The 23,565-nt window shown below is 65.5% G+C and carries 6 protein-coding genes; 4 read left to right on the top strand and 2 right to left on the bottom strand.

The genetic code is table 11. The features are described from left to right. Positions 1 to 41 precede the first annotated feature (41 nt). The gene (locus ABIA90_RS01735) at positions 42 to 956 is read left to right on the top strand and encodes a LysR family transcriptional regulator (RefSeq protein WP_354117615.1); all 915 of its coding nucleotides are present in this window, start codon (positions 42 to 44) and stop codon (positions 954 to 956) included. Then, positions 953 to 1,558, top strand: coding sequence for a hypothetical protein (locus tag ABIA90_RS01740; protein WP_354117060.1), 606 nt, complete (start codon positions 953 to 955; stop codon positions 1,556 to 1,558). The genes ABIA90_RS01735 and ABIA90_RS01740 overlap by 4 nt, the downstream gene beginning before the upstream one ends. A gap of 131 nt (positions 1,559 to 1,689) precedes the next feature. Here the strand turns inward: ABIA90_RS01740 and ABIA90_RS01745 are convergent, their stop codons facing one another. Next, positions 1,690 to 4,380: a hybrid sensor histidine kinase/response regulator gene (locus ABIA90_RS01745; RefSeq protein WP_354117061.1), complete on the bottom strand. Its 2,691-nt coding sequence runs from the start codon at positions 4,378 to 4,380 to the stop codon at positions 1,690 to 1,692. Next, positions 4,377 to 5,408, bottom strand: coding sequence for an ABC transporter substrate-binding protein (locus ABIA90_RS01750; protein ID WP_354117062.1), 1,032 nt, complete (start codon positions 5,406 to 5,408; stop codon positions 4,377 to 4,379). The genes ABIA90_RS01745 and ABIA90_RS01750 overlap by 4 nt, the downstream gene beginning before the upstream one ends. 295 nt (positions 5,409 to 5,703) lie before the next feature. On the opposite strand from ABIA90_RS01750, the gene ABIA90_RS01755 reads away from it, so the two are divergent. Beyond that, entirely contained in the window at positions 5,704 to 6,459 is a 756-nt protein-coding gene (locus ABIA90_RS01755; protein ID WP_354117063.1) for a hypothetical protein, read from the top strand. A gap of 71 nt (positions 6,460 to 6,530) precedes the next feature. Then, positions 6,531 to 23,561: a leukotoxin LktA family filamentous adhesin gene (locus ABIA90_RS01760; RefSeq protein ID WP_354117064.1), complete on the top strand. Its 17,031-nt coding sequence runs from the start codon at positions 6,531 to 6,533 to the stop codon at positions 23,559 to 23,561. The last annotated feature ends 4 nt before the right edge of the window (positions 23,562 to 23,565 follow it).

Genomic DNA, 23,565 nt, shown 5'->3' on the forward strand with positions numbered 1-23,565 from the left:
GTCTATGTCTACGATTTGGAAACAATCGCCGGGGCCGGCCCCTGGATAAGGTCGTCAGCCTCCGGGCCTTCGTGAAGGTGGTCGAAAGCGGCAGTTTTGCCGAGGCGGGCCGGCAGCTGCGGCTGTCGCGCTCGGCGATCAGCAAATACATCGCCGACCTCGAGGAGAGTCTCGGCGTCCAGCTCCTGAACCGGACGACGCGCCACGCCAGCCCGACCGAGAACGGCCAGCGCTATTTCGAGCGCGCGGTCGTGATCCTCTCGGAGATCGAGGCCGCCGATCAGGCGGTGGCGCAGGCCCAGTCGGCGCCGCGGGGATTGTTGCGGGTCAACGCGCCGATGTCGTTCGGCACCATGCGGCTCGGTCCTGTGCTGGCCGATTTCATGGCGCGCTATGGCGAGCTTCAGCTCCAGATCGTGCTCAGCGACGATCTGCTCGATCCCGTCCAGGACGGCTTTGACGTGACGCTGCGGATCGCGGAATTGGAATCCTCGAGTTTGATCGCGCGAAAAATCATGCCGGTGGCGCGCATGATCTGCGCTTCGCCGGATTATCTCGCGCGTCACGGCACGCCAAGGCATCCGCAGGATCTGCGCGAGCATGTTTCGCTGACCTACGGCTTCCTGCTGACAGGCAATCAGTGGAAGCTCACCGGCACGGATGGCGATCACTGGATCCAGCCGGCCTGGTCGCTCTGCGTCAACAATGCCGAAGTGCTGCGCGACGTCGCGATCAAGGGCAGGGGGCTCGCGCTGCTGCCGGAGTTCATCGCGGCCGATGCGTTGAAGAAGGGCGAGCTGCGGACGGTGCTGGACAATTATTCTGCACCGCCGCTCGCGCTCTATGCGGTCTATCCGCCGACGCGGCACCTCTCGGTGAAGGTGCGGCTGTTTATTGATTTTCTGGTGGAGCGGTTTGGGCGCGAGGAGGAGGCGGCGTCAGGCCGGCCGAAATGATCCGCGCGGAAGAGCCGGGCCGAGATATGTCGGCTCCGCTCGCCATCAGCGTCTGCTTATTTGGGCGTAGCCGACTGGATTTGCTCGCGCTGAGTTCTTCGCATTTTGACCCGAAACGGACGTTAAGCTCCAAGCCTGCTTTCTTATGGTACAGGGTAGCCTTAGCTGAAAATTCGTGCGGGGCCATCCAGCAGATGTCCATCATAGAGGAAATGATTGCTTCGCTTAACGCAAGCCATAAGGCTGAGAATGTGCTTGAAGGGCCTGAGCCGCAGCCCTTGTTGAACCATACCGTTCTGGATCAATGGAGCGGGCAGAGCGGGTTAGCTAGGGATGTGTTGTACGATGCGTTGGCGCTCGAACTGGCGTCAGGATTTAACAAAGGTACCCTTGATTTCGATTTCTGTGATCGGGTCGTAAACGAACTGATGGGCCTTATGGGGCGGGAGCCGGATTTGCCTCCCCTATTTTGGGACGTTTACTTGGCCTTCGACGCGGGCGAGTTCTATCGTGATGACGACCGCAGCATCAACCCGGTAGACAGATTTACGCGGCCTCGGATTGCGGAGATTGTTCGAAGGTTTACTTCAACTTTCGACTGAGCGGGCCTTCCCTGCCGTCCGCTTGTGGCTCTTCTGCGACCTCTGGCGAGATCCACCATTCCACCACTATTGGCAGATTAGCGGTCATCAGCCGTGCCTGACCCAAGCACCCCGATTTATGGGAACACGGCTTAGCTGGCCGAACGCTGCTCGGCCAGCCGGAGCAGATCGTCGAGCGCGCTCATCGAGGCATCACGAAGTGCGGCGAGATCGCGCGCGGCGCTCTGGCATTCGGGTGGCGACATCGAGGGCGCCGCCAGTTCGATCTCGCGGCTGCGCTCCAATAGGCGGACGAGGCCGAGCGCGCCGGCGGCGCTGCCGAGCTGGTGCGTGAGCCGCGCCAGCTGCACATGATCGCCGATCACTGCTGACTTTTTGATGTCCCCGATCAATTTGCCGCTGGTCTCCCCCAGCAAATGATGGAGCTTTGCGATTTGCGCGGGGCCGAGCAACTCGCGCTGGTCGTCGAGGAAATGCCGGTCGATCAATGCGCCTGCAGCGAGTTGCGCGGCGGCCGGCTCGTCCGGGGCGTCCTCGATCGCCTCGCGCAGCGCGTTGATCAGGATCGGCTTGCTGACGACCTTGGCGATGCCGGCGCCGGCGAGCCGCTCGCGGGCGCTGGTGGAGACGTCGGCGGTCACGGCGATGATGCGCGGCATTTTCGGCAGACCGAGCTTGCCGATTCGCGATGCCGCCTCGACGCCGTCCATGTCGGGCATGTGCAGATCCATCAGGATGATGTCGAACGCCTGATTGCGGGCGAGCGCAATGGCCGACGCGCCGTCTCTCGCAATCGTCGCGCGATGGCCGAGCCGGTTCAGGATCGCTTCGCCGACCTCGCAATTGACGGGATCGTCGTCGACCAGCAGCACGCGGAGCTGCCGCGACGGCGGCGGGACCGCGCCTTGCGCGACGCCGCTTGCGGCGAGGCCCAGCGGCACCTGAAGCGTGAACGTGCTGCCCGCGCCCGGCGTGCTCTCCACCGTCAGCTCGCCGCGCATCAGGCGCGTGAGTCGGCGCGCGATCGCAAGTCCGAGGCCGGTGCCGCCGAACCGCCGCGCGATGCTGTCGTCGGCCTGGACGAAATCGTCGAAGATGCGCTCGTGCATGTCGGGCGCAATGCCGATGCCGGTATCGCGAACCGTGATGCGCAGCAGGACATGATCGTCGCGTTGCTCGGCGGCCGCCGCGAGCGCAATCCCGCCGTGCGGGGTGAACTTGATGGCATTGCCGATCAGATTGAGCAGGATGCGGTTGAGCCTGACCGGATCGCCGTGCACCGATGTGTCGACCGTCGCATCGCAGGCGAGGTCGAAGGTCAGGCCCTTGCCGAAGGCTTGCGGACACATCAGCTCCGCGGCGGTCTCGATCAGCTGGTGGAGGCGGAAGTCGCGCGTCTCCAGCGTTTCGGTGCTGGCCTCCAGGCGGGCATATTCCAGGATGGCATCGACCAGCGCGATCAGCGTTTCGCCCGATGCCTCCGCGGTCGCGAGGTGGCGGCGCTGGGCCTCGCCGAGGCTGCCGTCGTCGAGCAGCTGCAGCACGCCCATGACGCCGTTCAGCGGCGTGCGCAGCTCGTGGCTGACGACGGCGAGGAAGCGCGACTTGGTCTCGTTGGCCAGCACGGCGGCCCTGCGCGCGCGCTCGGCCGCGTCATGCTCGGCCAGGGCGTGGTCGCGGGTCTTTTCGAGCTCCGAGGTGCGCTCGATCACCTTGCGCTCGAGCGTCGCGTAGGATTCGCGCAAGTGAGCGGCCATCCGGTTGAACTGGTCGCCGAGCGCCTCCAGCTCGTCGCCGGTCTTGATCGCGAGCCGCAGGCCGAGATCGCCGCTGCCGATCCGCCGCGCGCCCTGCGTCAGGATCTGGATCGGCACGGTCATGCGCCGGCTGAGCCAGAGGGACACCAGGACCGCGCAGGCCAGCAGGACGACCAGGAGAAACGTCGCGCGTCCGATCGATGCATAGATCGGGGCGTAGGCTTCGCTGAGCGGAAGCTCGACGAACACTAGCCAGCCGAGCGAGGGGACCGTCGCATAGGTCGAGAGCACGCGCTGGCCTGACAGATCCCCCTTGACCAGGCCGCCCGAAGGCGGCCCCACGCCGTCGAGCGCGGCGCGCACGTCGGCATGCCCGGAGAGATCGGTCCGTTGCAGCGCCGGCCACAGATCGGGATGCGCGATCAGGACTCCCATGCGGTCGACCACATAGGCCTTGCCGGTGTTGCCGACCCTGATCCCGGCAACGAGGTCCCAGATGAAGCGCAGATTGACGTCGGCCACGATCACATTGGGATTCCGCCCGGTCCCGCGCGTGGCGAGCGTCATGAACGGCTCGGTGTCGCCGAGGAAGTAGACCGGCCCGTAATAGGCCCGGCTTTCATTGGCACCGCGGAAGGCGGGCGAGGCCGAGAGGTCGGCCTTGCTGCCGACCCTGTCCGCGACGCGGCGCGACACGCGCACCTGCTCGCGGCCCTGCGAATCGAGCTCGGCAATTTCCGCGATCGCGGGCGAGAGGCGCAGGAGCCGGATCGCGTTCAGGCGGTCGTCTTCGTTGCTCGACAGCTCCGGAGGCAACCGCGAGAGCCATCTGATCTGGCTTTCGATCTGGCCGATGAACTGGCCGATCTGGATGGCCGCGCTCGCTGCCTGCTCGCGCTGGGTCGCCGCGAGAAGCTGCTTCTGCTCGCGATAGGAGAACCAGACGTCGAAGCCGGTGTTGATGGCGAGTGCGGCAAAGGCGAGGGCGACGATCGAGTAGAGATATTTTCGGAACAACCGGCCCGGGGGCGTCCGCAAATGTCCCTGGTCGATCGCCTCGTTCACTCGCGGATCTCGTCGGCGCGCGCCAGCAGCGTGAATGGAATGTTCAATCCGAGCGAGCGGGCGACCGTGCGGTTGATCAGCAGTTCGTATTTCCGCGGCGATTGCACCGGCAGGTCTCCGGCCTTGGTGCCGCGCAGGATGAGATCGACGTAGTCGGCCGAGCGCACCTCCAGCGTCGGCCCGTAGCTCATCAGTCCGCCCGCATCCATGAAATAATGGAACGGATAGATCGTGGGGACGCGATGCTTGGCCGCCGCCGCCACGACCGCCTGACGGTGGATCACGAGGAAGCTGTCGACCAGCGCAACCATCGCCGCCATGGGCGATTCGGAAAAGCGCCTGATGGTTTCGTCGATGTCCGTTGGCGCATTGACGGGCGCGGGGGTCACGGACACCCCTGATGTCGCGGCCTCCTGCTCGATCGAGTCGAGGAAGAAGCGCCCGGCGCGGGGCGTGGTCGCCGGGTTGAAAAGGACGCCGACGCGCGCGAGACCCGGCACCGCCTCCCTGATGAGCTGAAGCCATTTGCCGCCCATTTCGGCGGTGCTGTTGGTGAAGCCGGTGACGTTGCCGCCGGGATGCGCGAGGCTTTCGACGAAGCCGTTGCCGACGGGATCGTTGGCGGTCGCGAAAACGATCGGGATGGTTTTGGTGGCGGCAAAGACTGCGGCGGTTTCGATGGTCGAGCCGGTCAGGATCACGTCCGGCTTGAGCTCGAGCAACTCCTGGACCGCGGTCTTGAGCTTGTCCGGTCCGCCGAAGGTCGAACGAAGTTCGAGGCGGAAGTTGACGCCTTCGACCCAGCCTCGCTGCCTCAAGCCGACGATGAGACCACCCAGGCGGGAGGTCGGGCTGTCGGTCATGCTCCGTCTGGTCAGTTCGTCGTCGAGCGGCAATCCCGTCAGCGAGGCAACGATCCGCATGCGATCTGACGTTGCGCCGAGCGCAATCCAGCCTGCGGCGGTTGTGCCTGCGAGGCGAATGAAGCCGCGGCGATCGAGCGCGAACGCGGAAGGCCGTTCGGTCATGGAATTCTTTGCACGATGGTCTGTCCCAGCCGGATGCTTAACGCGAAAGGGCGGTGTCCACAATTGATGAAAAAATGCGCTTATGAATGTTCATTCGCAGCATTCGGCAGTCCGATACCGTATTCCTACCCCGCCAAAGAGTCGCTGTTTCGAGCTTTGTCTGCTCCGTGACGATCTGCAACGCATTGTGGCGTTGCAACATTTTCCGTCTCGTTGAGACGACGGTTCGGAGAAGTCGATTTCTGAGCGGCTGATTTTTTGAAGCGTTGTTTCAGGTTTGTTTCGAAGGTTTTCGATGCGCAAAATCTATCTTCTTCCGGCCCTCGTGGGCCTGCTGACCTCTGTTGCAGCCGGGCCGCTCGCGGCTCAGGGAGTGGTGCCGAAGCAGAAGGCTGCGCCGGCACCCAGAGCCGCCGCTGCCGGTGCGGCGCCAGCTGCCGCCGCCGGTGCGCCGGTCGCTGCTGCGACCGAGACGCCGACCACCGGTGCGGACGACAAGACGACCAAGGCGATCGACGGCTTTCGCTCCGCCAAATTCGGCATGAACGAATCCGACGTGCGCGCGGCGATGACCAAGGACTTCAGCGCCAAGCCCGACGCGATCAGGGCGCAGGACAACGCGTCCGAGCTGACGCACAGTCTGCTGCTCTCCGTTCCCGAGCTGCTGCCGAACGGCGGGACTGCCGAGCTCTCTTATGTGTTCGGCTACAAGTCCAAGTCGCTGATCCAGATCGGCGCGGTCTGGTCGAAGGGGACCGACACGGCGATGACGCCGGAGAAGCTGTTCTCCAACGCCAACATCCTGCGCGCCCATTTCATGGGCGAAGGCTTCAAGCCCGATTCGATCGCGATGAACATGCCCGTCGCCGGCGGCATCGTGATGTTCCGTGGCAGCGACGCCAAGGATCGCTCGGTGATCCTGCTTCTGCAGGGCACGTTCGAGAACAAGGAGAACAACCAGCGTGTGCTGACCCCGACCAGCCTGCTGCTGTTCTACGTGGCCGACGCCAAGAGCCCCGACATCTTCAAGCTGCCGCCCGGCCAGTTCTGATGCCGGACGACCTCACGACATTCTCCCACCCGGTTGTGGATCGGCGCGAATGCCGATGAAGAGGATATGAAATGCGCGGACCATCTGCGACGCGACACAATGACGAGCTGACGACGCTGCGGAGGCTGGCACGCTTCCGCTCGATGTCGCTGCTCTGCGCGATGCAGATGGTCTTCCTGCCGGTGTTCAGCGTCCGCCTGCAGGCGCAGACGGCGAACGTGATCACCCCGGACGGCCGCACCGGGACGAGCCTTCAGACATCAGGCAGCGTGACCAACGTCACGACGTCGACGATTTCGGGCAACAACGCCTTCAACTCGTTCTCGCAGTTCAGCGTCGGGCAGGGCAACACCGTCAATCTGCAGCTGCCGACCGGCACGCAGAACCTCGTCAACATCGTTCGCGACGCCCCGGTCTACGTCAACGGCACGCTGAACTCCTACATGAACGGCGCGATCGGCGGTAACGTCTATTTCGCCGACCCCAAGGGGTTCGTGGTCGGCCGCAGCGGCACGGTGAATGTCGGCAGCCTCAACGTCTCGACGCCGACACGCGAGTTCACCGACAGCCTGATCGGCGCAGGCGGGCAGATCAACCAGTCGGCGGTCGGCAATCTGATGGCGGGCTCGTTCCCTGTCTCGCCCGACGGCAACATCCGTATCTATGGCCGCATCAACGCGATCGACGGTGTGCGCCTGACCGGGCAGAACGTCTTTGTCGGCGGCGCCAGCCAGCGCGACATCGCCAATCTCGACCACGCCGCGAAGTTCGCAGCCTCCGTCAACTCCAAGGGCCTGCGCAGCGCCAGCGCGATCACCGTGAGCAACGGCTCGATCCATATCGGCGCCGTCAACAACGCCAGGATCAACGGACGCCTCACTGCGCAGAGCAAGAGCGCGACGCCGAGCAACATCACGGTTCAGGCCGGCAACAACATCGATGTCGGCAAGAAGGCCAATCTCAACATCGCAAGCGCAAACGGCAATGCCGGAGAGATCCGCCTGAAGGCGGCGCAGAACCTGACCGTCGCGGGCGGCGCCAGGTTCGATGCCAGTGCGAAGACGGGCAATGCCGGTCTCGTCGACTTCAGCGCGAACGGGATCATCGACATTGGGAAAGGCATCAAGGTCGATCTCAGTGCGGACAACGGCAAGGCCGGCACGCTGCTGATCGACCCGACCGACGTGGTCGTGGGTGATGCCGCTCAGGGCGACACCGGCGTGACGCTGTCGAACAGCTCCATCGTGAATGCGCTCGCCGGGCTCAGCGCCGGTGCCGACTACCTCATCCAGGCCGATCATTCCATCACGCTCGCCGCGCATGCGATGATCGATGCCCGCCGTCTCGATGGCTCCGGCCATTCGACCGGCAACGCCAACAACGTCATCATCGACGCGCCGAACATCGAGATCATGAATGGCGCGCAGATCCTGGCCCAGTCGGTCAACTTCGGCGGGACCACCTACGCCGACGGCAACGTGACGCTGAGGGCAACGGCGAGCGACATCAAGCTGTCCGGCCAAGCCACCGCCGCGACGGCGATGACGGTCGACGGCAAGATCACCGGCGGGATCATCTCGATCACCGCGACCTCGACGGCCGTGTCGAGCTTCCTGAACGGTTCGGTGGCCGGTGATTTCGCGCTCGTCGGCTCGACGCTTGCCGCCTCGGTGCTCGGGCTCAATGGCGGCTATCTCGCCGCAAGCGCTACGGCGACCATCAACATCAACAGCCATGCCGACATCAACGGGCGCGGCGATGTGACCATTTCGGCGCACGCCACGGAGACCGTGTCCGATCCGGCGGTCGCGACCACCTTGCTCGGCAGCCTCACGCCTGTCGCGGCCGGTGTGGTCGTCGGCAAGATCGACGGCACTGCCACGACCAACGTGGCCTCGGGTGCGACGGTCAACGCCGGCGGCAACCTCGAGATCAAGGCGCTCAATGATGCGACCATCGCCGTCTCCGCCGTCGCAGCGTCGACCAGCGCGCAGATCGTCCCTACGGTGGCCTATTCCACGGGATCGGTGACGACGACCGCCAACGTTGCAACCGGCGCGCATATTGCGGCGGGCACGGTGAACACGAGCGGCAGCACCCTGAAGGTCCGCGCGATCAACAACAATTCGTTCTCGACCAGCGCAACGTCGGTTGCGGCGAGCGGGCCGAATGCGAGCGGCGCTGTCGGCGCCGCGGTCGCCATCAGCGACGTCACGACGTCTGCGACCGCGACGCTCGGCGCATCGCTCGGAATCAGTGCCGGCGACCGGATGAACGGTTCCGTTCTGGTCGAGGCGACCTCCGACACCACGAGCAATTCCACGATGGCCTCGGCCATCGCCGGCCTGCCGGCGCTGGTCGCGGCCATCCAGGAATTCGCGGTCTCGAACGTCGCTTCGCCGACGCACTTCGTCATGGACCACATGACCTCGCTGGTGCCGCTGAGCTTTGATTTCAAGGTCGCAGGCGCACTCTCGCTTGCCAACAGCACGCAGAGCGCGACCGCTGCGATCGCGCAGAATCCGAGCGGCGGCGCGCCGAGCATCTATGCCAGCGGCAACGTCGCTGTCGCCAGCAACGTCATCGATCGCGGCGTTCGCAGCAATGCGACGTCCAGCGCGATCACGAAGGACGTGTCGACAGGCGAGGGGACAGCGATCAGCGCGGCCGTTGCCTGGGGCAATTTCACCCACAATTCGAACGCCTATGTCGGCAACGGCACGCTGATCAACGCGGCCAATATCGCCGTCGATGCCACCACCGAATTGCCGATCACCAACACCTGGCTGAAGTGGGATGGACTGGGTGCGGTTCTGAGCCATCTCAACGGCAATCTCGGCGTCGGCGGCAACATCCTGACGAGTTATGCCAACGCCACGGCCGACGCCGGAGACACGATCGGCATCGCAGGTTCGCTGAACCATTTCGTCGTGAACAACAACACGACGGCGTGGGTGGCCGGTTCCGCCAGCCTGACTGCGACCTGCACGACCGCGACCTGCGGCAGCAGCTGGTCGGCCGGCATGGACAATGGCGACGTCCATACCTACAACGCCAGCATTCAGATCGCGGCCACCACGACCACGGCGTCGATCGACGCCGCCGGCAATGTCGGCACGCTCGGCTTCCTGTTCGGCAACACCTCGGGCGGCTCCTCCGTCGGCGGCGCGCTCAATCTCGTCCAGTTCAACACCAATACCATCGCCGGCGTTTCGGACCGTGCGACGCTGCGTGCGGCGGACGACATCGCCGTCAACGCGATCACTTCCGACCGGTTCGTCGCTGTCGCACCGTCGTCCGGCAAGGCTGCCGGCACGCTGGCGCTGAACGGCATCACTTCGCTCGGTTTCCTGAACAACACGACGCACGCCTCGATCTCGAGCCAGGCCACCGTCTATGCCCCGACCGTCGGCATCCTGGCGCAGCAGGATCTGTCGGTCGTGACGCTGTCCGGCGCGATGAGCTATAACGGGAGCGGCGGTTCGGCGGTCGGCTTGTCGGTCGCCTATCTCGGCGCAAATACCGACACCTCCGCCTATATCGGCGACAACCATTCCGACATCCGGCCCGGCGTGTTCAGCGCCAACGATCCGTTCGCCGGCACCAGCGGCGGAAGCGGGGCGGTCAATGTCGACAATCTGACACTCAGCGCGACCACTTCGGGACGCATCACCGCGGCCGCCGTCGCAGCAGCCGTCTCCGATCCGGCATCGTCCAGCTTCTCCGACAAGGCAGGCGCTGCCGGCGCCGCCTCGACCGGAGGCGCAGCCGGCGTGACGACGGCGGCGGGCAAGATCGGTTCGACCTCGGGATCGAGCACCAGCGGCTTCAGCCTCGATCTCGCCGGCAGCTCGTCGGTGAGCGACGTCTCGCTCGGCACAAGCGCCTATATCAGGAACACGACGGTCAACAAGTACACCACGACCGGCGCCGTGCTGACCAACACGATCGTTCAGGCGCTGAACGACACCATGCTCAACAATGGTTCGGGCTCGGCGGCGCTCAATCTGGCCGGAGGGTCCGCCACGGGGGCTGCGATCGGCGGCGCGATCGCGGCGGCGATGTCGAACAATGCGACGCTCGCCTATATCTACGGCACCACCATGAACAACCAGAGTTCGGTGACGGTGCAGGCGCTCAATGGCGGCTCGGAGACCGTCGTTGCCATCGGCGTGGCGGGATCGAAATCCAATTCGGCGTCGCTGTCGGCCTCGGTCGGCATCATCACCGACAGCGCCAACGCCTATATCGAGAGCTCGACGATCACGGGGCAGGCGAGCGGCGTCAATCGCGCGCTCGAGGTCGACGCCTACCAGACCACGAACATCGCGATCGGCGGCGGCTCTCTCTATATATCGGGCGGCCAGGCCGGAGTCGGCATCGGGCTGACCTATGCCTCGATCGCCGATCCCACGGGCGGAAACGCGACCGACGCGCATATCCGCAGCACGGCGATCTCGAATTACGACACCCTGTTGGTGATGGCCGACAGCGCCAGCGTGATTGCGGCCGGTGCGGCCTCAGGCGGGGGCGGGGCCAGCGCCAACGGACTTGCCGGCGCGATCGTCGTCAGCGAGATCACGCCGACCACGACAGCCTATATCAACAGCGGCTCGACGGTGAGCATCAATGTCGGCCGCGTGACGGTGCTGGCGGACAGCGGCGCGGTGTCGGCGCTCGACACTGCGCTCGGCAACCTCGTCAAGAAGTCGAACAACAATCTTCTCGCGTCGGATACCTGCACGGTCGCCGGTGGCACGGGCGGGCAGAACTGCATCGACTTCAGCGCGGCTGCGCTCAACGGCGGCACGGGCAACGGTCCGGGAGCCAGCATCGTCTCCGTTGCGGGTCTCATCCAGGCGGGCAAGAACAATGTCGGCGCCTCGATCGTCTACAACACCATCGCAACCACGCATTCGGCTTATATCGCCAACGTCCTGATGACCGCCGGCAGCAACGGCAATGTCAGTGTGAGCGCGGTGGATTCCTCCAAGATCCAGGCGGTCACGATTGGCTTCGGCCTTGCCACCGGCCAGTTCGCCGGCGTCGGCGGCACCACGATCAGCTCGATTGCCAACACCGTTTCGGCGGCGATCGGCAACAATTTGTCCAGCACGACGCAATCGTCCGTCACGGCCCGCAACATTTCCGTCAACGCGACCGACAATTCCAGCATCACCGGAACCGCCGCCGTCGCGGGCGCCTCGACGCAAGGCAGCGCCGCGGGCCTTGCGCTCGTCTACAGCAGCATCGCCAACAATGTCAGCGCCGGCGTCATCGGGTCCAAGCTGACCGCATCGGGCAACGTCGCGGTCGGTGCGAACTCGAATGCCAGCATCTCGACCGTCGCCGTCGGTATCGCGATGTCCTCGCAGGTCGGGCTGGCCGGTTCGGTCGCCACCAATCTGATGGGGACCAACGTCACCGCCAGCATCACCGCCGCCGGCACCAACGGCATCAACGGCGCCGACGTCACCGCCACCAACAATGTCGGCGTGACCGCCGGCAACAATGACAAGGCGGCCGTGTTTGCCGGTGCCGTGTCGATCAGCAAGGGCGCCGCCGGCGGCGCGGGCTCGCTGGTCACCAACCAGATCACGGGAACCACCGCGGCCTATATCAGCGGCGCGAACACCAAGGTCGACGCGCTCGGGACCAGCAGCACCGATACGCTGTCGGTCAACAGCGGCACGCTCGCGCACGCCTTCGATCTCGGCACCGCCCACGCGCCGACCGACACCACGCCCGACCTCACCGAGACCCAGGACACCGTGCGCGGCCTTGCCGTGGTCGCGAGCTCGCACCAGGCGGTCGTGACCAACGTCGCGTCGGTCGCCGCGAGCAGCGGCATCGCCATCATGATCAACCCGATCACCAACGTGATGAGCGGGGAGACCAGGGCCTATATCGACAGCGCCGCGATCGACACACGGCTGACCTCGTCGACGCTGGCACCGCAGATCGAGGTCGCGGCGTCGAGCTTCTCCTATTCCGGCGCGTTCGGCGCCGGCATCGTGGCTCCGACCGGCAACGGCGGCGGCGGCGCCACCATCATCAGCACCACGATGCAGCGCGGTACGTTTGCCTACATCACCAATTCGACTGTCGGCGGCGCGCAGTCGTCGAGCGCGACGGTCGGCGCCGTCACCGTGAAGGCCAATGCCGAGCAGGACGCGTCCTCGATCGCGATCGGCTTCAACACCGGCTCGGTCGGGCTGAACGTCTTCCAGGCGACGACTGAAGCCTATGTCGACGGTGGCGCGCTGACGGCCGCATCGCTGACGGTGAACGCCACCAACAACACCGGCATCTTCTCCGCGAACGGCTCCGGGGCCTATGGCAGCCAGGCCGCGATCGGCGCGGCGTTCCTGGTCCAGGTCTCCTCGAACCGGACCGAGGCCTATGTCGGCGACGAATTCCACTATCAGGGCAATGGCGCTGCACACACGACCGCGCTCAATCTGAGCGGCGCGCTCGACGTCGAGGCCACCACCAAGAACCGCTTCGAGGCCTATGCGATCGGCGGTGCGCTCTCGACCGGCACGGCGGCGATCGCCGGCATGGCGAACATCGAGATCGCCAACAACACCACCATCGCCGGCGTCTACGACACCACATTGCAATCGGTGACGGGTGGTGCGGCCGGCGCGGTCACCATCAACGCGACCGAGGACGTGGCGATCAAGGAGATCGCGGGGGCGCTCGCGGTTGGCGCCAGCGGGGCAGGGGTCGGCATCGGCGCCGCCGCCAACGTCATCAGCTTCAAGAGCCAGACCATTGCGGAAAGCCGCAACAGCAATCTGAACTCGGCCGGCGCGATCAACGTCAATGCGCTCAGCACCAAGGAGGTGCTGTCCTACGCGGTCACCGCGGGCATCGGCGGCAGCGTCGGTATCGGCGCGACGGTCGGCGTCATCATCATCGGCACCAACACCGCCGATGCCGACACCCAGGGCCAGCAGACCGGTCAGCTCAATCAGGGCAACAACGGCACCATCGCGTCCGTGAACAGCGGCACCAACAATGCGCATGGCAGCAACGCGGTCGCCAGCGGCACGGCCGGCAATCCGAACAGCGCCAATGTCAGCTCGACCTACGACGTCAGCAGCGTGCTGAGCGGAGGCAACGACGCCGTCGTCGCGCAGATCGCGGGTGGCAACGTCACGGGCACGCAGGTCAACGTCACGGCCACCAGCGCCAATGCGGCCAAGATGTATCTTCTCGGTGCCGGCTTTGCGAAGAATGTCGGCATAGGAGCCGGCATTGGCTACACCAGCGTCAACAGCACCGTGTTCGCCAATTTGAGCGACTATGGACGCAACGGCTCCGGCGTGCTGGTGGCCGCAGATACGCCCTTGGCCGTCTCGGCACCGATTGTCACCGTTGCGGCGGTGGTCAAGGACGCAACCACCGGACCGTATGCCGGCAAGACCATCGACACCGAGGCGATCGCCGGCGGTGCCGCGCTTTACTTCGGCGCCGATGCGGCTGTCGCGGTCGGCAATGTCAGCAACTCCGTGGTGGCGATGCTTGGCGGCCAGATCACCGGCACGGGCGGCACCGGCACTGGCGCCACCGTCATGGCGATGGATTCAACGACCCAGGTGGTCTTCACCGGCGGCGTCACCGCCGGCGCCGCGGCTGTCGGCGCTTCGGTCGCAATGGCAAGCCGGACGAGCTCGGTCGCGGCACGGGTTCTGGACGGCTCCACCGTCAACGTCACAAATCTGGCGGTTGGCGCCAGCGGCGCCGGCACCTTGTCCACCACGGCCACCGCGCTCGGCGGCGGCATCGTCGCGGGCGTCGGTGCGGATGCGGAAGCCCACGAGAACTCGTCCGTGCTGGCGGAGATCGGCTCCGGTGCCTCGATCACGACGTCCGCGTCCGGCGTCGGCACGCTGGTGTCGGCGTCGATCACACCCGATCTTTCGAGCGAGGCGATCGGCGTTTCGGTCGGCGGCGGTGCCGTCGGCATCGCCATCGCCAAGTCCACGGTCGGCGCCACGGTGACGGCCGATGTCGGCGACAACGTCACCTTCGCGGGCGGTGCGCTCGCTGTGACCGCCATGGCGCTGGTTCCAGTTAGCGGCACGACGACCTGGGCCAAGGCGCTCGCCGGTGGCGGCGGCTCGCTGATCGGCGCGCAGGGCAGCCTGGCCCAGGCGTCCGAGAACGCGACGGTGAGCGCCTATGGCGGGACGGGGATCCGGCTTCCCAACGCCGACGTCACCATCGCGGCCGAGAACGACAGCGCCCAATACGCCGAGGGGACGGGCCTTTCGAGCGGCTTCCTGGCACTCGGTGCTACCGTCGCGCAGACGTCGTCGAACGCGCACACCTACGCCTATCTGGGTGCGCCGGCGGACATGGATAATCTCAATCACGGCAATTACACGGGCATCCTCCGGATCACGGCCACCGGTACGGATACCAACGTCTCCAACGCGACGGTCGGCGCGGGTGGCACCTATGCCGGCGCCGCGGCGGTCGCGACGACCAGCTCGACCGCCGTGACCAACGCACGGTTCGACGGCGGCACGACGGACGACACGCTCTATTTCGGCGGCCTCCGCATCAATGCCAAGCACACCACGAATTACGCCGCCAGCGGCGACGCCTATCAGGCCTCGACGGCCGGTGTCTCCGCCGGCAAGGCGCAGAACGACGTCAACTCGACCACCACTGCCGAGATCGGAACCCACCTGATCATCAATTCGGCGGGCGGCAACATGGTCGTCATCTCCAACGACATCGTCACCCAGGGCGGCGGCGGCGCACGTTCGGGCTCAGGCGGCTCGTTCTCGGGTGCTGCTGCGCTCAGTGACTCCCATGTCACCCAGACCGTCACCACCAATATCGGGGCCGGCACGGTGCTGAGCCTCAACGGCGATCCGCGGACGTCGGCGGCGTTCATCAATATCGAGGCCTACAACACGCTGAACACCAACGATACGGCGAGCCTCGCCACGGCCAGCTTCTTCGCCGGCGGCGGCGCCGAATCCAACATGACCGCGAACGCGACGCTCGCGGTCAATATCAATGCCCGCGAGCTGTTCAGCGTCGGCAAGATCTATATCGGCACGGCTGCAAAGATGGCGGCGGCGAACAACGCCAATGCCAGCCTCTACGGCGCGATCGCCGGCGTCGGCGCCAGCACCAACACCTGGGTTCACGCCAACCAGGCCGTCAACGTCGGCGCCGGCGCGAAGATCGCGGCCTGGCGCGACATCACCATCTACGCGGGCCTCGCCGGCGACGGCAGCGTCTTCAGCAGCGTGCAGGCGACGGCAACGACGGTCGTCTACAACAACACCGCTATTCCGATCTCCGCGCTCTATCGCGGCACGGCCAACGCCGACGACACCACGAGCCTGACGCTTGCGCCCACCTCGAGCGTGCTCGGTGTGCGCGACATCTACCTGGGCGCAACCCAGGGGCAAGTCACGGCGGCCGGCAACGGCAGCAACTACAATCCGTATCTGGACATCTTCAGCGCCAAGAACAGCGACAATCACAGCCACACCAGCGGAACCGGCGATGTCGCGCTCAACGGCTTGGTGGTGGCGGGCGTCAATAACGATTTGACGATTACGATCGAGCTCGGTGCGACCGCGCCGACACTGAGCACGACCAGTCCCTATTCCCTACTGACAAACGGCTCTTCGTCGGTCCTCGAGCTCGTCTCCGACGTCAATCACTTGAGCCCGGCGATGAGCTGGAACCACCAGACGGTCCAGTACGCCGTCGTCGGCAACTTCAATCCCTACCAGCTGGTGGTCAACCAGCTGGCGTCGCTGACCGGACTGACCGAGTCGCAGGTCCGCTCCCAGCTCGCGGCGGCGACGCCCACGGCGCCCGCCAGCATGTCGCCGACCGGCACCGACCCGACCGGCGACAAGCAGCGCCAGATCGACACGTTGATCAAGCAGGCGCCGTTTACCTCCGACGCGCCCGGCAACGCCTTCGCGTTCGGCGACATCATGGTGTCCGCCGGCAACGTCTCGATCCTGGCCCAGAAGCTCACCGGCAACAGCGGATCGAATCCCGCGGCGCCGGCGGTCATCGCGCGCAGCTCGCCGTTGATCAAGATCGAGAACAAGGGCCTCGACTTCATGAGCCTGGCCAACCTCACGGTCACCGATGTGACCGGAGGCAACATCACCTACCGCCAGATCGACCATGTCGACCCGGATTCGCACTCCAATGTGACTTTCACCGCGATGCCGAGCGCGACGCCGGTCATCGACGTCTCGGCCACCTACAACCGCCTGGATCCCGACAGCGGCCAGGGCATCGACCAGAACGGCAACGTGCTGACCCGCACGCCCGACATCTATTTCAACGGCGCCGTCAACAACGCGAACGGCCTGCTCAAGATCATCAACAATCTCGGCAGCGTCGTCGCATCGCAGTCGCTCAGTGCCGCGACCGTCCAGATCGTGGTGCCCAAAGGCACGTTCACCTTCCTCGGCGGTATCGGGAGCTTCTACGACAGCGGCAGCGCAGTCACCTCGCAATGGGCCGCCACCGAAAACAGGCCGGAAGACACGCTGACCGCGGTGATGACGGCGGCGACCTATCTCGGCGCCTACGGCGACTACTATACCGCTCCGCATATCGCTTCGGGAACCGATCACCCCTATTTCTATTACTGCTGCACCGACGGCAGCCACGGCGTGTATCAACCCGTCGGCAACGCCGACGCCAGCACGATCTTCACCGCGCGCATGCTGATGACGTATTACGACGGCACCTCGCTCTATTCATCGATCTTCCTGCCGGTGGGCAGGGGTACGCCTGGGAACACCAGCACTCCCGATGCCGGCAGCGTGCCTGACATCGCGACCCTCAAGATCATCGAGGGGCAGTCGCAGGACTCGTCCAATGTCGTGCTCGCGCAGTGGAAGAAAACGACTTATGACGGCCGCAACGTCTACACCGATAGCGGTCCGTACAAGACGCCGTTCAACTGTGCGTCAGCCTGCGACAGCTCGGGCTTCTTCCAGGTGATCAACATCCAGCCGGATGCGATCACGCCGAAGACCGCGGACGCGCCGGCCACCGCGACTGCCACCCGGACCATCAGCGGCCAGGCGGTCATCATCTCGGCGTCGGTGATCAACATCAACGGCACCATCCAGGCCGGCTCGAGCAGCAATTACTCGGTCGACATCGGCGCCGCGGCGTACGATGCCATCTACGGCAGCAACGGCCTCAAGAACCGCAACGGCGGCGCGGATTTTGCCGCGGCCCAGGCCAATGCGCGGAACGGCGTCTATTACGACATCTCGGGCTCCGTGACGGCGTCGGCCAGCGGCGACGCCAAGATCGGGGTCAGGTACAACGCTCTCACCGACCAGCTCATCCTGAATGGCGTGGCGCAGGGCGCCGGCGGCTACGTCTACCTCAACGGCAAGATCATCTCGACCTCGACCGACAGCACCCAGACCCAGGGTAACATCGAGATCAAAGGCGGCGCCGGCACGGTCACCGTCAACAACACCAGCGGGCTCCAGCTGGTCACCAACACCATCAATACCAGCGTCACTGCCCAGAGCGTGGTCGAGATCGTCGACCAGCTCAAGGGGAAGACGACGTGGTGGGTTTACGATCCCAAGGCTGCAAGCAGTCAGCAGGTGTCGCGGTACGAGACCAACAGTGTCACTGCGGCCGCGATCGACCCGTCGATGCTTACGGCCAGGACCGGTACGGCGGGCGTCCAGTACCGGACGCAGGAGAACATGCTCTATCAATGGGTCGACACCGCGACGCTGGATCGTCTACCCACCAGCACGCAGTTCGACTACGGCTGGAGCTTCACGCCCAATCAGGTCACCGGCGAGAACTGGACCCGCTCGACCAGCCTGGTTTCAGGCACGCAGAGCAGCAACTATCAGAAAGTCACCACCGCCACAGGCAGCTATCACTGGGCGGGAGGCGTGAACCCGGATGGGAGCCCCGTTGGACTCAACACCCATTCCAACGCGTGCTGCGGCGCGGACGCCCAGTACAACTGGTACCAGGCGATCTATGATCACCTGACGCTCACGCTGACCAACACGGTCAAGGCGTCGAACCCGATCAACATCAAGTTCATCGGCGGCAGTAGCAGCGACGTCGTGGTCAATTCGACCTCGGGCATCGTCATCAACGGGTCGATCAACAACCAGCAGGGCACGACGACGCTTGCCGCCACCGGCGCCAACTCGTCCATCACGGTCGCCGCCAATGCCAACAACCCGGTGATCTCGGGGACGAGCGTGACGCTTCGGGGTGACGGCGGTATCGGCACGCTCGGCACCACCAAGGCGCCCGTCCAGGTGCAGCTCTATGGCGGCAGCCTGACCGCGAGCTCGATCGACCGCGACATCGCGATCTCGGCCATCGGCGCGCTGTCGATCAACCAGGTGAAGGTGAACTCGGCAGGCGCGACGCCGCAGGGCAGCGTCTTCCTCTCGGCGACCGGCGACATCAACTCGGCGTCCGCCTACAACGTCGCCAATCCCGTCGTGATCGGCAAGAACATCGAGATCAACTCCACCTCCGGCGCGATCGGCGCGACCAGCGCCGTCGTCAACGGTGCGTCCACCCTGACCAACATCAATCCGCTGGTGATCCAGGCGACCGGCACGGTCCAGGCCAACAGCACTGTCGATGGCGGCGTTCTCGACAGCGCCTCGGCCACCGGCACCTACATCATCCAGTCCAAGGGCGATCTGCGCCTCGGCACGGTCCAGTCGACCGGCGGTCCGGTGTTCCTCGAGGCGGCAGGCTCCGACGGCAACCAAGCCAACATCCTGAACGGACGCGCGGCGGTTGGTCTGACCCAGGCGCAGAGCCAGCATCTGCAGGACGTCTGGGCGAGCCTCGACCTGCTGAGCGGCAACGCCGCCACCAATGCCGTCAACAGCTACCAGTCGATGGTGACGTCGGCCTACAACGACTACTTCCAGCTCAAGAACATCGCGTTCCAGGACGGCAGCACCTACAATCCGACCTCGGTGGGGCTGACGGTGCTGCGGGCGCAGGTGGCTGCCAAGCTCGGCATCATCGATCCCGCCAATGTCACGACCACGCAGATGCAGGTCGAGGCCACGACGCGGTTCCTGCGGGACCAGTTCCTGCTCGGCAAGATCACCACCGACCAGCTCAAGAGCTCGCTGACGACATTGCTCGGCACCGCGCCGGCGGATCCGCTGGGGACGGTGTTCGGCACTTCGCTTTCGACGACGCTGTTCACGAAACTGTTCGACGGCGTGGCAACCGCCAATCAGCGAATGCCCAGCAACACGGCGCTGCAAACGGCGCTCAATACCTACAATGCGAGCTACAGCTATACGCTGGCGTCGACCGAGCGGGTCTATAGCATCATCACCGCGGGCTCGCAGTGGACGCAGAGCCAGCTCGCCTACACGGTGTCGTCGTCGGCCGTCGGCGCGGCGCCGCCGCCGATCGACGAGAACGTCGTGGCCAATGTCAACGCCAACCAGATCATGCTGTACGCGCCGCGCGGCTCGGTCGGCAATTCGGCCGCGCCCCAGACGTTCACCTTCACCAGCGTCGATTCCTCGTCGCTGACGCCGGAGCAGAGGGGATTGCTCGCCACGGCCGGTCCCGGCCAGCTCACCGTCGGCGCGGTCACGGACCCGACGACCCATGTCACGACCTATACGGTCAGCCTGTCGCAGCAGAACCTCGTCGTCGTCGACAACCCGATCGCGATCTCGGCCAAGGCGCTGTCGAATATCTATCTCGGCAGCAAGAACAGCCTCGCGCTCGGCGGCGTCACTGCGAACTACGGCCCGATCGCGGCCGCGCAGGCCAACGGCATCGAGGTGACCGGCCGCGGCGACGTCAAGCTCGACGCCGTCAACAGCATCTCCGCCAACGCAAGCGGGGCCGTGATATCAGGTGATATCGGCAACCTGACCCTGATCGCCGAGCACGGCAATGTCGGTGCCCCCTCGGGAACCGCCGGAAGCAACCCCGCGAACAATACGAACGCGCTCCAGATCGCGTTCGCGGATCCGTCCAACGACCAGCTCGACCAGGTTTCGTCGGCGCAGGGCATCTACCTGAAGCAGACCACCGGCGATCTCATTCTCGGCAACATTGCCGCCGGCAATGCGATCCAGCTCGCTGCGACCGGCAGCATCTATGCCGAAGCCGGCTTCACCGACCGTTCGGCGATCCATATCCTCGGCGCCGACCTCGATCTGCGCGCCGGCGGCAACATCGGCTTCAACGGCTCGACCTTCCAGCCGCTGCAGGTGAATATCTCCGGCGCGGTGACCGGCTCGGCGGTCGGCGACCTCAGCATCCTCGCCGTCACCGGCGATCTCATAGTCGGCACGAGCGGCACCTATGGGACGCTGACGGCCGGCGGTGCGCTGACGCTGAACGCTGCGCGCGGCGGGCTCACCGTCAATGCCGACATCACCAGCGGCGGCCTGATGCAGCTGCTTGCCAACCGCGGCATGAATTTCGCTGCCGGCACCAGCGCTGCGCCGGTGGTTGCGACCAGCAGTTCGGACGGCGTCACCCTGGTTGCCGCGACGCTGACGATGGGCGCCTATTCGGCCATCAACGCGGGCGGCCTGATCTCGGTGACCACCACGGGCGATGCGACGATCGGCCAGCTGAATTCATCGCTGTCCTATGCGGCGGCCTCGAACGCGCCCTCGATCATTGTCACCGCCGGTGGCGTCGCCTCGCTTGGCGCGATCCTCGACAATGGCGACGGCCAGACCAGGTTCGTCGCGTCCGGCGCGGGCGCCGAGCTGTCGCTGAGTGCATCGAACGGTATCGGAAGTGCCACGAGCCGGCTCGCCTTCAACGCCGTACAATTGTCGGCGAGCGCGAGCGCCGGGGGCATCTACCTGAAGGCGCTGACCGACACCGAGGCGAGCCTGCTCTCCGCGGTGAAGGGCAACGTGGACATCATCGGCACCGGCGCGCTGACGCTCGACCAGGTGCTGGCGGGCACGGCGACCGGCGCGAGCGGCAGCTTCAGTGCCGTCGCGAACAACGGCAGCATCGTCATCGGGACCGCCGACAGCAGCGGCTCGCAGACGGTCCACGCCAGCCAGAACGTGACGTTCAAGTCGCTGACGACGACCGGAAATGCCGGCGACGCCGGCAACATTGACGTCACCGCCGACAACGGCTTCATCCTGGCGCAGACGGTGACGTCGGGCGGCGTGACGACGCTGGGCTCGGTCTCGGCCCATGGCTCGGCGACGCTGCTGGCGGCCACGACCATCACCGGCCATACGCTCGCCACCACGACCGGCTCGGCCGTGCTGACCGCGACCGGCCCGATCGACTGGAACACACTCAACGTCGGGACGACGCTGGGCGCGACGGCAAGCCAAGGCAGCATCACCTTCCAGACCGCGCAGAGCGGCGGCACGCAGACCAGCCGCGCCCATGACAATGTGACGTTCAATGCGCTGACGACGACCGGTATCACCGGCGATGCCGGCAGCATCAACGTCACCGCCGACAACGGCTTCATCCTGGCGCAGACGGTGACGTCTGGCGGCGTGACGAGCCAGGGCTCGGTCTCGGCCAACGGCTCGGCGACGCTGCTTGCCGCCACGACCATCACCGGCAACACGCTCGCCGCCACGACCGGCTCGGGCCTGCTGACCGCGAGCGGTCCGGTCAACTGGAATGTCCTCAATGTCGGCACGACGTTGGGCGTGACTTCAAGCCAGGGCAGCATCACGTTCCAGACGGCGCAGAGCGGCGGCACGCAGACCATCCACGCCCATGACAACGTGACGTTCAACGCGCTGACGACGACGGGCATCAACGGCGACGCCGGCAGCATCAACGTCAATGCGGATAACGGTTTCATCCTGGCGCAAACGGTGATGTCGGGCGGCGTGCCAACGCTGGGCTCGGTCTCCGCCAATGGCTCGGCGAGGCTGATCGCCGCGGGGACCAACACCGGTCACAAACTCACGGCCTCGACCGGCAACGCAGTCCTGAGCGGCACGGTCGTTCATTGGGATAATCTCAACGCGGGCGGCACGCTCGACGTCACCGCGACGGCCGGAGGGATCACCGTTGGCACCGCCATCAGCGGCGGCACGCAGACCCTGCATGCCGTCAACGATATCGTCTTCAGCCAGCTCACCACGACCGGTATCCCGGGCGATGCCGGCGACCTCAACGTCAAATCCGACACGGGCTCGCTCCGCGGCGGATCGATCACCGCCAACGGCGAGACGCGTTTCGATGTGGCCGGATCGGTCTCGTTCGACCGGATCAGTGGCGACATCGTCAAGATGACGTCGTCGGGTGACCTGACGATCAACTGGGTCAGCGTCGTCCGGGAGCTCGACCTGGCGGCAGACACGATCAACGTCAGGGGCGAGCAGATCCGTTCGAATCCGGCGATCCCGCTGATCATGAACATCACCGGCTATAACGGCGGCGTCGCGAAGTCCGCCAACATCTCGATCGACCCGGACAGCATCATCGTCAACCAGTTCAGGGTGGTGGACGCGAACTTCTGGACCGACGCGCATGCGGTCACGATCCTGAACGGCTATGTCCCGGGCCAGCTCATGCTCACCACCGCCACCCAGCAGGTGTTCCTGAACAACCGGACGCTGGCGCCGACCAACGGGCCGACGCTCCAGCTCTACCAGCCGGGCGGCGTGTTCACGATGAGCCAGATCGGCAACGCCAATGTCAGCAACGCCTACGTGGTGTTCTACACCGGCGACGTCTCGGCGAGCGTCACCAATTACGGGCCGACGCACACCTGCTGCTACGACTTCACCGGCGCCAGCATGGTGCGCAACATCCCGGTCGACGGCGAGGGCAAAGAGAGCATCGAGACCTGGCTCGCGAAGAAGGATGGCGGGACGTTCTATTTGCTCGGTCTCTCCGGCCAGGCGCGGCTCGATGCGCTGCTGACGCCGCGTCCGGTCGAGACCATCGGCTCCGGTCCCGCCGTCAACATCGAGGGACTGAGCGACCTGCGCAAGCTGCGCCGTCAGGGGCAGCGCGTGGGTCGCCCGGGCTGGAAGGATGCGGCGGTCGAGACGGCGAAGCCGTCCGTTGGCCGTCTCGCACAGGCATGGTAACGAG

Origin of the sequence: Bradyrhizobium sp. LA6.8 (assembly GCF_040547935.1) — a bacterium.
GTDB classification, from domain to species: Bacteria; Pseudomonadota; Alphaproteobacteria; order Rhizobiales; family Xanthobacteraceae; genus Bradyrhizobium; species Bradyrhizobium barranii.

Coding starts and splice junctions, on each gene's coding strand:
- ABIA90_RS01740 (WP_354117060.1), top strand. CDS start 953: ATGATCCGCGCGGAAGAGCCGGGCCGAGATATGTCGGCTCCGCTCGCC.
- ABIA90_RS01750 (WP_354117062.1), bottom strand. CDS start 5,408: ATGACCGAACGGCCTTCCGCGTTCGCGCTCGATCGCCGCGGCTTCATT.
- ABIA90_RS01755 (WP_354117063.1), top strand. CDS start 5,704: ATGCGCAAAATCTATCTTCTTCCGGCCCTCGTGGGCCTGCTGACCTCT.
- ABIA90_RS01760 (WP_354117064.1), top strand. CDS start 6,531: ATGCGCGGACCATCTGCGACGCGACACAATGACGAGCTGACGACGCTG.